This is a genomic window from Carboxylicivirga taeanensis (assembly GCF_051851475.1).
Lineage (GTDB): Bacteria > Bacteroidota > Bacteroidia > Bacteroidales > Marinilabiliaceae > Carboxylicivirga > Carboxylicivirga taeanensis.
Map to the genome: position 1 here is coordinate 1 of NZ_JBPUSJ010000003.1, position 11,664 is coordinate 11,664.

At 39.6% G+C, this 11,664-nt stretch carries 7 protein-coding genes; 1 reads left to right on the forward strand and 6 read right to left on the reverse strand.

Translation table 11 applies throughout. The annotated features are described in order from the left end of the window. Positions 1–217: hypothetical protein (locus ACSX1H_RS05400; protein ID WP_439182754.1), on the forward strand; the 217-nt coding region annotated here is incomplete at its 5' end. Positions 218–318: 101 nt separating this feature from the next. Here ACSX1H_RS05400 and ACSX1H_RS05405 read toward each other — a convergent pair. The 6 genes from ACSX1H_RS05405 to ACSX1H_RS05430 form a co-directional block, all read right to left on the reverse strand. After that, positions 319–1,884, reverse strand: coding sequence for a sulfatase family protein (locus tag ACSX1H_RS05405; RefSeq protein ID WP_439182755.1), 1,566 nt, complete (start codon positions 1,882–1,884; stop codon positions 319–321). 65 nt (positions 1,885–1,949) lie between these two features. After that, the gene (locus ACSX1H_RS05410; RefSeq protein ID WP_439182757.1) at positions 1,950–3,452 is read right to left on the reverse strand and encodes a T9SS type A sorting domain-containing protein; all 1,503 of its coding nucleotides are present in this window, start codon (positions 3,450–3,452) and stop codon (positions 1,950–1,952) included. A 127-nt stretch (positions 3,453–3,579) separates the two neighbouring features. Continuing rightward, entirely contained in the window at positions 3,580–4,896 is a 1,317-nt protein-coding gene (locus ACSX1H_RS05415) for a sulfatase family protein (RefSeq protein WP_439182758.1), read from the reverse strand. 58 nt (positions 4,897–4,954) lie between these two features. Then, complete coding sequence (locus ACSX1H_RS05420; RefSeq protein ID WP_439182760.1) at positions 4,955–6,808, reverse strand: sulfatase family protein; 1,854 nt, start codon at positions 6,806–6,808, stop codon at positions 4,955–4,957. Position 6,809: 1 nt separating this feature from the next. After that, a complete protein-coding gene (locus ACSX1H_RS05425) occupies positions 6,810–8,399 on the reverse strand; it encodes a RagB/SusD family nutrient uptake outer membrane protein (RefSeq protein WP_439182761.1) in 1,590 nt (529 codons plus the stop codon). 18 nt (positions 8,400–8,417) lie between these two features. Then, positions 8,418–11,663, reverse strand: a complete 3,246-nt coding sequence (locus ACSX1H_RS05430; protein WP_439182763.1) for a SusC/RagA family TonB-linked outer membrane protein — start codon at positions 11,661–11,663, stop codon at positions 8,418–8,420. Between the last annotated feature and the right edge of the window lies 1 nt (position 11,664).

Genomic DNA, 11,664 nt, shown 5'->3' on the forward strand with positions numbered 1-11,664 from the left:
TGAAACAGTCTCAAAAGTTCTTGGTCATAAATCTTTAAAAATCACTCAGATTTATGCGAGAGTATTGGAAAATAAAATATCAGAAGATATGATGGTGACCAAAGGTAAGCTGGAAATGTTAATTATTTTTATACTAATACCTAAACTGTGTGTTGCCTGCCTTGCACTCGCAACACACAGTTTTAAGCGATTTTCGATAAAAAAGAAACAACTTTAAGAACCTATCACAACAAAATACCTGCCTGTAATGGGCTACCATCGGATTTATTTTCGACAGTTTCGGTCGTAGCCCCTGGTAGCCACAACGATTATGTTTTTCTAATGCTTAGACGATTCCAATCCCCCAAAATCAGTATCCGAAATACGTCTTAATTCATCAAGCGATTTCGTATTCGAATACTCTGCCTTTAATAACCTTAGTTCCTCTTTTAGTTGTTGAATAAGTTCTTGATGTTCCTGCGAATTAATCAAATTATTCATCTCGTTGGGATCATTCTGAAGATCAAAAAATTCCCATACATCCACATCGTAATAGAAATGAATTAATTTAAATCGTTGATTTCTGATCCCATAATGAGGTTGAACATGGTGCCAAAAAGGATACTCGTAATAATGGTAATACATTGATTGTCTCCAATTATCCGGGGTTTCTCCGTTTAGGTTGGCAAAGAAACTTTTTCCTTGTACTTCATTTGGTGCTTTCACACCTGCCATCTCTAAAATAGTTGGAGCGAAATCGATGTTTGATACAATATCATTACACGTGGAACCCGCTTTTAAAACATCTGGATAACGAATCAGGAAAGGCATACGAAGTGCCTGCTCATACATGAATCGCTTATCAAACCAACCATGATCTCCTAAGAAAAATCCTTGATCAGAAGTATAAATAACAATGGTGTTATCAGTTAATCCATTCTCATCGAGATAAGCTAATACTTTCCCAATATTATCATCCACTGAACGGATTGTAGCTAAATAATCTTTCATGTAACGCTGATACTTCCATTTACGAGCCTCTTCCTCTCCCATACCTTTAACCGGAATCACATTCTCACTGCGATTGATACCATAATCAATCCATTTACGAAGCCGCTTGCCGCTTAGTGAATCAGGTGGTGTTAGCTTCATATCTTCACGGCTGAAATCACTCATGGTCATTTCAGTATTACCAGCTGTTAATTCTCTCCCAGCGTACGCATCGTTAAAAGTTGCTGGATAAGGCAACTCAACATTTTCTAACATGTTTTGGTAGATAGAATCAGGTTTCCATGGGCGATGCGGTGCTTTAAACTGCAACATCAGACAAAAAGGGTTATCCTCATCTCTTTCATCCAGCCAATTCAAAGCAAACTCAGTTGTTAAGTTGGTGGCATATCCATTTACCAGAACCGTATCTCCATTATCGCTGTACACCGGATTCCAATAATACCCCTGTTCGCCCCTAGCCACATGGTATTTATAATAATCAAAACCTGTGGGCTCCGATGCCAGATGCCACTTTCCAATCATGGCAGTTTCATAACCATTGGCTTGAAGCTCTTTAGGAAAAGTCCACTGTTGATTATCAAATTTTCCTCCTTTATAATTCTTCATGTACCCATTCACATGGCTATACTTCCCAGTTAGTATCGCTGCCCGACTGGGCCCACAGATGGCATTCGTGCAAAAAACATTATTCATTAGCGCCCCTTCATTAGCCAAACGGTCAATATTAGGAGTTGGAGCATGCTCACTATAAATACCGCCATAAGCAGAAATTGCATGACTCGCATGGTCATCAGTCATAATAAACAGAATATTGGGCTTCTCTACTTTTTTATTACATCCATACAGAAGGATGATAGCCAGCGCCATGCTAAACAGAAACAAATACCTTTGCATACTAATTGATTAAAAAAAGCACTCTAACCAAAGTCAAAGTGCTTCAATATTATTTATAAATCAAACTATTTTACAACTAATTTCTTAATAGTTTCACCATTTTTACCAGAAACCTGTACCAGGTAAACCCCATTAGTTAATCCTGACACGTCCACCTGATTAGAGTTTGAAACCGTTTTAACAAGCACTCCACCTAATGAGTGAATATTAATAAGATTAATTTGGCTACCTCCTGTTACAACAAAGTAATCATTAGCAGGATTGGGAAAAATATTAACTGATAATTCTTTAACATTATCTATGTCGGTTGAAACACCATTATACTCGTAAGCACCCGCGTCCGGAGAGGCATCTCTTGAATAGTTTCTTGCGTCTGTTGTTGGTAAAGTAATACCAGTGACTGCTGTGCAATAATCAATGGAATTAGCCGCATCTGTTAAAGCCAAAACTTTCACCTTTCCTCCCGCTTCAGTTAGGCTCGAAGCAATTCCCGCAAAAGTGGCTGTTTTTGCGGTCATATTATTATTGGCAGCGTCTGTCACTAAAGAAGGAACAGCGTTTGAACCACCAATAATGTTATTTACAGCACCAATAGTTTCTGAACCTGCAAAATCAAGGGCTTTTGCACCTAATTCATCGGCGCTTACAATAACAGAATTATAAACACCAAATTTAGGTCCAGTAGTCGCGTTTCCATTTGCAAAAGACAAGCCGTTTTTATAAGCCTTTTGATTACTTGTATTGTAAGCCATCGTACAATGTACAATCTTAACTATTACATTTGTCTCACCAACAGTTCCATTTGTTCCAGTATAGTCTACACCAAATATATGACCTGCTCCACCATCTTGCTCAGCTGTATTGTTAACAACAGATACATTCTCAAAATTGACTTCAATAAAGAACTTATCTCCATATTGATGATTTCCATTTACAATAAAACCACCACCTGTCTTTAAAGCACTCACATTATTAGTAATTAATGAGTTCTTTACATTTACAACAGCATCAATGGCTGCTGCATTATTTGGTACAATATGCAATCCGCCACCAGTTCCAACAGAACCAGAGCCTGTTGCAGAATTATTACTTATCGTGCAATGGTTAAAATTGACGTTTGATCCACCAGTACTAATACCACCTCCATTTTTTGTAGTCGTATTATTGTGTATCGTTACATTATCAAGCGATAATAGTCCAGTAACTTTATCTGCATAAATTCCGCCTCCGTGATCTGTCGCGTTGCCATTTCTAACCGTTAAATTTTGAATGGTCACCGTTGAAGCTCCATTTTGTCCATCAATATAAATTACACGAGAAGTTGCCGAAATCTGATCAGCGGCTGCCTGAATAATGTCAGCAGATGGATTAGAGCCTCGCAATGTGATATTCTTATCAATCGTTATTGATTCTGTATGCAATCCTGAAATGTCGATGACATCATTATTGCTGGCAGCAATAATGGCCTCGTTAATAGTTGAATAAGACGTACTCCCTATTTTCACAGTTTGTGCAAAAGTACTCGTGAAGGCGATTGCCAAAAATAAAAGGGTAATTGTTCTTTTCATATTAATTTTTTTAGCTTTTGATTTAAATCTATTCTTCAAAATCAAAGCTATTTCTTGAAATAGAAAATAAGGTTTACATACAGGTCAGATGAGTTGAAATACTATTAAGAACCTCAACAACTGCCTTTTAGTGCCATGGTGTTGCCCCTGAATTCTGAATATGCTTCATTAATTGTTTCCCTAATTCTTTCTTAATAATTGCGTTTTCAACAGGTATTTCTAATGAACTGGTATCACTTAAGTGAATCAGCTGATACGGTTCAAAAGGGGAATTCTGCATTAACTTATATTCATCATTGGAAATAGCATAATACGCCCGCCCTCCATAACGATGACCTTCGCGTCGCATAAAAACCATTTCTCTGTTTACACCCTTAAGTTGTTCCCCCATTAATAAGCTGACTATACTTTGTGAGGGCAGTGTTTGTTGAGGAATGCCTCCTGCCAATTCGATTAAGGTTGGAAAAAAATCCATGAGAATAATTGGTTGTGAAATAGTTGCTGGCCTTATTCTACCCGGCCAATAAACCAAACAGGGGATACGAATCCCTCCCTCGTACAAGTCACCTTTACCTCCTTTTAATGAACCGTTACTGGCCCCGTAATTCAAGGCTCCACCGTTATCTGAAGTGAAAATAATTATAGTACTATCAGCTTGTCCGCTTTTAGCTATGGCGTCCATCACGCTTCCAATACCCGCATCCAAGTGCTCTATCAACGCAATTATCTTTTGGCGCTTTAAACTAGCCTTATACTCCCGTGTCTGTACTTTATCTAACCAATTAACTGGTGGCTGAATCGGATCATGAGGAGCGTTATAAGTTAAAAACAAAAAGTAGGGTTTGTCAGCCTTGGTCTGTTTTGTAATATACTCGTATGCCCAATCAGTAAACAGATCGGTGGCATGTCCATTGGGTGTTATCTCTTCCATCCCCTCCCGCATCCAGTTGGTACCAGCTCGTTCATGGGTATAATAATCATCCATCATATCTCCAACAAAGCCTTTAAAATAATTAAAGCCTCTATCGTTAGGTAAATCAGGTGATTCATAACCCAAATGCCATTTGCCAATTAATGCCGTGTGATAACCTATTTCTTTCAATTGTGCTGGAAGAAATGGCACTCCATTTGAAAGGTTTCCCCAGGTGTTATCTGGCATATCTCTAATAACACCAGGTACTCCAACTCTATCTGGATAATTACCGGTTAATATAGCTGCCCTGCTGGGCGAGCACACTGTACTGTTAGCATAAGCCCGTGTAAATTTAATCCCACCTTCACAAAGCTTATCTATGTTTGGTGTATAAATATCTGTTGCCCCATAGCAGGATAAATCTCCATAGCCAAGGTCATCAGCAAGTATGAAAACGATATTAGGTTGTTGGGTATAAGATAACAACGAATGAATTAAAAATGTACAGATTACAAGGATTCGCTTTAACATCTTTTTATTATAAAAAAAGGCACCTATAAAATAGATGCCTGTTACAAACTAATACAAATCAATTCTGGTTCTTAGGAACAAACTCAACTCCATCTGTAATGGGCAATTGGTAGGTGTATTGTTCAAGGTAAACCGGCACTTCACCTAAACGCGGCGATAACCGAGTGTATTTGGGGTTTGCCATGACCCAATAAAATCCCTTTTTGGATACTTTATATGTGCGTTCAGTCAACCCTTCCACAAGCATTTTTGCAGCTCCTGGATCATTTTCTAAGGCATAATAAATGGCATAGTTGTGAGCCTGCTCAAATGCTTCCCATTTAATGGTACGATCGCTAATGGAGATAGCCATATTTTGGTACTCTAAAAAAGGTTTATCGACCAAAGTATGAAAACAGAAATCACGTGCCATATCCTGATAAGCGGGGTCTAATACCAAGTTATTTAGTTCATCAGGATCATTTTCTATATTATATAGTTGGCTAATAATACCATGGGTATAGATAAACTTATAGTCTCCAACACGAAACATTCGGGAAGGAAGGTTTTTAATATTCTTGAACCCATTGTAATTGCCACTGCGATACTCTGAAAGTACTGGACGATTTAACAAGCGCGTACCATTTTTTAAATTGCTGACAATGGAAACTCCCTGCGCTGTCCCGGGCACTTCAGTTCCAGTTAAATCGCATAAAGTAGGCATGATGTCGACAAAACTCACCAGCATATCATTCACCTGATCTTTAGGCAACATTGCAGGATATGATATAATAAAAGGCACATTAACAGCATCTTCGTACATACAATGTTTCCCTCTTAAGCCGTGTTCAAAAAGGTGTTCTCCATGATCCGTTGTATAGATAATGATGGTATTATCATATAAACCTTCAGCTTTTAAAGCCTCCACAATACGGCCGACCATATCATCAACCTGCGTAATACATGCATAGTACGACGCCATGATGTTTTTAGTGGCAGCAGGATCTTTTTTTGGCCAGCCAGAGTGAATCCAATCAGGAACCCACGGATATTTTCCATTACTGTGCCATTCTGTGGCCGTTTCAGGTAAAGTAAAATCAGCAGGATTGTACATATCCAAATACTTTTGGGTAGTAGTAAAAGGAGGGTGAGGTTTTTCTAAGCCAACGTGCAGAAAGAAGTTTTCACCATCTTTTCCTCGCTTCTTAATAAACTCCACTGATTTGCGAGTCACCACCATATCGAAATTATCCTCATCTTTTTTCACCAATGCTGTTTCATATCCTTCATTTAAATGGCCTGGCCCACCTTTGTAAACTTTAGAATATTTTTTAAACTGACGGTAACGTTGGTAAGTGTCTTCGCCCACCTCATCCTGATAGTGCCCCCCTGGAAAATGCGTGTAATAGCGGGTGTTAATTTCATCCCACCCCATATTATTGCCATTGGGATGATCTTCATCTACATTCTTTTGCAGCTCTCCATGCACATGCATCTTACCCGGTGAAGCAGTTATATAACCATTGGCGTTAAAAGCTTCGGCTAAAGTAATGATGCCTTGATGGTATCCTGTCTCACGCAGAAAGCCTGAACCAATGTGTTTTTCTTTTCCATTAGCCAATTTAACCGGTGCCTTGTGGTAGGGAGCCCCATTGGCAAATGGATACATCCCTGTTATTAGTGCAGCCCGGCTAGGAGCACATACAGGCGCTGCTACATAACAATTGGATAAGCGCACCCCTTCTTTGGCCAATGCATCAATATTTGGTGTAATCACCAAATCATCACCATAACAACCTAAGGCATCTTTCTTATGCTGATCGGAGATGATGAACACCACATTAGGGCGGCCATTCTCATTCTTTTTTTTAGCTTGTACCAAGCCTGGTAAAATCACCAGACTTAATACTGCTACACAAACTATTCTGATCATCTTATTCGTCAATATTATCATTTGCAGAAACCTCTGTGATAGGAATTGGCCAAGTATAATCTTCAGGACCACGCACTCCTTGTATCTTACCTTGGTTTTTAGGATCAAAAGCTATTTTGCACTTTTCTTCGTAAACCCCCATGCGTGTTAGGTCAAACCAACGCTGGCCTTCCATAAAAAACTCAGCTGCTCTTTCGCGCAATAAAGCTTCTCTGAATTCAGCCATTGATAAGCCTGAAAAATCTAAGCCAGTCATTCCTACTCGACTTCTTAAGATATTGACGTCTGCATTGGCAAGTGCAGGCTCCTCATTTATTTCAGCCAAGGCTTCAGCTCGCATCATATAAACGTCGGCTAAACGAATGACATGCCAATTTTGCTGACTGGTATACTCAGTAGTCGCATCACTATCGATAAACTTGGAAGTAAACACATTATATACAGCACCTTTTCGTTCGCCTGTGTCTAATAAGTAACGGGCATAGCCATTGTATGCTGGAAGCAACTCATAACTAAATGTGTTATCTTCATAGGCATGGATAATAGCATTATCAAAGCGCACATCTGTATAATCAACATTGCTTTGTACAAAACCGGCAATCATTTTGTTGGTACCTCCCCAACCTCCACCACTTAACCCTGCATTACGAGGACTAAATAGGTTGGAAACAGAGGTACCTTGTCCCGTTGCTGATGAGCCCTGTATCTCAAACAACATTTCTGGGTTATTGCCTTTATCCGCATCGAAAATCTTTTCCCACTCTTGATAAGAAGATGCTAAAGCATAACCGGGTTGCATTAATGCAGAATCACACATTACCCGACATGAGTCATAATACGCTTTGTAGTTAGTGCCAAACTCAGCATACGGAGCACAACCAGCGCTACCTTCGGTGGCACAACGCACTGAAGAGGCGATGTGCAGATACACTCGAGCCAATAATGCTTGTGCTGACGCAGCGGTTGCACGACCTAAATCATTCGTTTCTCCCAGACGTACTTCCCCTCGACCCCAGCAATTTTCTGAGGCCTGTTTGAGATCACTAATTATTACATTGTAAATATCGGTGCGCGAAGATACAGGCAATCCACCTTCCTCACCCGGACGAACAGGCTCTGTGCGCAAAGGCACTTCTCCCCAGCAACGTACCAGATTAAAATAATGTAATGCACGCAAAAATTTAGCTTCTCCAATGATACGGGATTTTATTACCTCATCCATATCAACATCAGCAACCTTATGAATAACGTTATTGGCATCACGAATAGCTACATAAATTTCGTTCCAGGTAATTGGCAAGGCACCATTTGTTGATTCCAAAATGCCTTTGGTAAAATCGCCGTGCTTCCAACTGGATGTTCCTTGGTCTGAAGATGCGTAAACATTTGACAAAAATTGCTGATTATAATAGCCAGGGCCACTTTTTAACTGCGCATAAGCCGCTGTTAAAGCCATCAGTGCCTGATCTTTATCCTGATAGAAATTATCCGTTGCGATTTGTGTTTTAGGCTCTTCTTCCAACCAACTTTCGCAGGATGTAAACATCATTAGCCCAACAAGAATGATTGCGATATATTTAAAATTATTCATTGCTAACAGTTTTGCTGATTAAAAATCAAGTTTAACACCAAATACATAACTTCTCGTGCCGGGGAAGGCACCGAAATCAATCCCACGTCGCTGGGGGTCTTTATTAAAGGCCTGTACTTCGGGATCATAGCCAGGATAGTCTGTCCAGGTTAAAAGGTTTTGCCCGGAGGCATACAGTCGCAAGCTTTTCTTACTCTGAAACCTAAAAGTATAACCAATATTGATGTTTTTTAATTTGATAAAGGAACCGTCATAAATCTGACGATCAGAAACGATGGCTCGCTGACCTCCATCGGTGGCAGCTCCAGGATTGAGCACTCCTGTTGTTTGACCAGCAGCAGGATTGTAAACAACTTCGTAAGTATAACCTTCTGTTGCCTCATCGTAAACTGGTGTTACAGATAAAGGTGCTTTCCAGGAATCAGCATAGGCCTCTGTAGATACATTGATGCTTTTCTTTAGAGCATTTAAAGGCCATGAATCTACCCACAAGATATCACCCCCTTTCTGACCAGTGAAAAGAATGCTTAAATCCCAATTTTTATAGCTCAAGCTACTATTTAAAGAGGCTGTAAAATCCGGGTTTGGATCTCCAATTTGCACATAGTCATCGAAGTTAATTGTTTGAACATCCAATGGATTACCAGCTTCATCGTAATCAACCGAGTGATTAACATACTTTATCTCACCAGCTGCTGCATCATTAATGCCACTTGCTTTAGCTTCATCCCAATTGGCATAAATACCTTCAGTTTCGGCTCCCCAAAAGATTCCCAATGGCTGCCCCTCCATAAACATGGATGGATAAGTTTTATCATACCCAACTGCAGGCCCTAACTGATATTCCAGGTTTGAGTTCAATTTCACTAACTCATTTCTGTTAATACTAAAAGTCCCCAGAACATTCCATTGCAGTTCAGCCTGACGAATAATATCTACACCAAGAGTCAGTTCCAACCCTTTGTTTGCAACCTCTCCAAAATTATCAACTTTTGTGGCATAACCATTTGAGGCAGGCAAATTAACTAATTGTAATAAATCATGAGTCAATTTATAATAGCCATCGAGAGTAAAGTTTAGTCTTGAATTAAACATACTGAAATCAACCCCTGCGTTATACTGATCAGTAGTTTCCCACGTAAGATCTGGATTGGCAAGATTCGCTTCAAAATAACCAACTTCCACTTGATTATTGAAGTTATAACGAATAGGCGACATTGTCCCTAACGATTGAAACGGTGCAATTGGATTACTTCCGGTTTTACCATATGATGCTCTTAGCTTAAGATTCGAAATGGATTCTGAATCCTTTAAAAAAGGTTCTTCAGATGCTCTCCAGGCTAATGCTAAAGAAGGAAAGAAAGCGCTCTTATTGTTTTCTGCAAACTTTGAAGAACTATCCATCCGTGCGTTTACATCAACATAGTACTTCCCTTTATAATTATAACCAACCCTAAATAGGCCTGATAGTAAGCCTACTCTGGTAAACCTACTTACAGGCACCATAATATCAGTGGCCGATTCAAAAGTATAGTACGTTGTCATATCGCTTCCAAACCCGTAAGCTTTATTGAACATGGCTCTAATGTTGTTAACCTCATAGGTTCCAACAGCAATGGCATCTAACTTATGCTGTCCAAACTTTCGCACATAATGCAAATTTGCTTCCGCATAAGTCTTTATATTTTGATTGTATGACTGAGTTGCTTCCCCATTATTACGGCAACCACGTGTTGTAAAAGTAGGATAATAGCTATCACGTAAACTTTTTTGGTAGTTGAAGGCCCCCTTGGCAGTTGCACTTAAATGAGGTGAAATTTTTCCAACAACCGATAGTGCCTGATTAAATGTGATAGCTGTTTTTTGATCTTCAACATACTTTGCCAATGTATAAGGATTAGACATTATTTGTCCTTCATTTAGCTCAGCATAGATCTCATCATCTTCACCTGCCTCTAACAAACCAAAAATAGGTTGAAAAGTCAGGGCACTGGACACCACGCTCCTATCTGCATACATTTGACCGTTGCCGACTGAAGAAGCTCTTCCTTTTCCATAAGAGGTATTGGTCTTGGAATAAATTTCTATTTTATTATCAAGCGCCTTACGCATACCATTCATGTTAAATGTAGCGCGCTTATAATCCGTATCGATAATTACCCCTTGATTATCAGATAGCCCCAGACTAATTGATAAATTTCCATTTGGGTCACCTCCTCGGTATGCCACATTAAATGATTTAGAATATGCCTTACGATAAACCTCATCCTGCCAGTTGGTATTTATACCAGTTGTGGTCGGATAAGGCAATGTATATCCATTTAATTCTTCAAAATTCTCCGGCGTTAAAGCTTGGGTGCCGTCAAACACCATTCCGTCACGACCAGGGTTAGTGATATCAACATAAAGTTGATTGATAGCGCGCTGATTCATGTACCCTTCAAACTGAGGGCCGTTTAGTACATCTATTTGCTGGCTTAGTTCAGCCAATGCGAAATCTACATTTACCGAAAACTGATCTTTCCCAGATTTGCCATCTGCCTGCTTAGTAGTAATTACTACAACACCATTAGCTCCCCTAGCACCATAAATCGCGGTTGCTGCGGCATCCTTAAGCACTTCCATCTTTTCAATATCGTTCGGATTTAGGAAACTTAATGAACTTTGTGCCTGACCTGAGTTATTGTTCCCTTGTGCATCCTGAATCGGATCGATAGGAATTCCATCTACAACATATAAGGGCTGCGTACCCCCCAACATTGAGTTGGTGCCTCGAATGGAGATACTCACACCACCACCTGGTTCTGAATTTTCGTTCACAACCACACCAGCTACCTGTCCTTGCAGCATGCGCTCAACCGAGTTAGTTCGTACTTTCTCCATTTGCTGTGATGTCACTTGTGCCACAGAACCTGTTAAGTCACTTTTTTTGACATTGAAATAACCAACACTGACCACCACCTCATCTAACTCAGATATTTCTGGTTCAATAAAGACTGTTAGCTTAGTTTCTTCACCAACTAACACTTCCTTTGTTTTCATTCCAATAAAGGAGAAAACTAGTACATCCTGTTTGTTGGCTTTAATAGTAAATTCACCCGAATTGCCACTTATTGTCCCCGTGGTGGTTCCTTTAATATACACTGTCACTCCAGGAAGTGGTTCATTCAATTCTTTGTCTAAGACCTTACCTGAAATACTTAGCTCCTGTGCCATAAGGCTTATGGGCACCAAGAACCACAATAAGATTAGTAATTTTTTCATT

Bases quoted from the DNA above. Each gene is read 5' to 3' on its own strand.
- ACSX1H_RS05405 (WP_439182755.1), bottom strand. From the start codon at position 1,884: ATGCAAAGGTATTTGTTTCTGTTTAGCATGGCGCTGGCTATCATCCTT.
- ACSX1H_RS05410 (WP_439182757.1), bottom strand. From the start codon at position 3,452: ATGAAAAGAACAATTACCCTTTTATTTTTGGCAATCGCCTTCACGAGT.
- ACSX1H_RS05415 (WP_439182758.1), bottom strand. From the start codon at position 4,896: ATGTTAAAGCGAATCCTTGTAATCTGTACATTTTTAATTCATTCGTTG.
- ACSX1H_RS05420 (WP_439182760.1), bottom strand. From the start codon at position 6,808: ATGATCAGAATAGTTTGTGTAGCAGTATTAAGTCTGGTGATTTTACCA.
- ACSX1H_RS05425 (WP_439182761.1), bottom strand. From the start codon at position 8,399: ATGAATAATTTTAAATATATCGCAATCATTCTTGTTGGGCTAATGATG.
- ACSX1H_RS05430 (WP_439182763.1), bottom strand. From the start codon at position 11,663: ATGAAAAAATTACTAATCTTATTGTGGTTCTTGGTGCCCATAAGCCTT.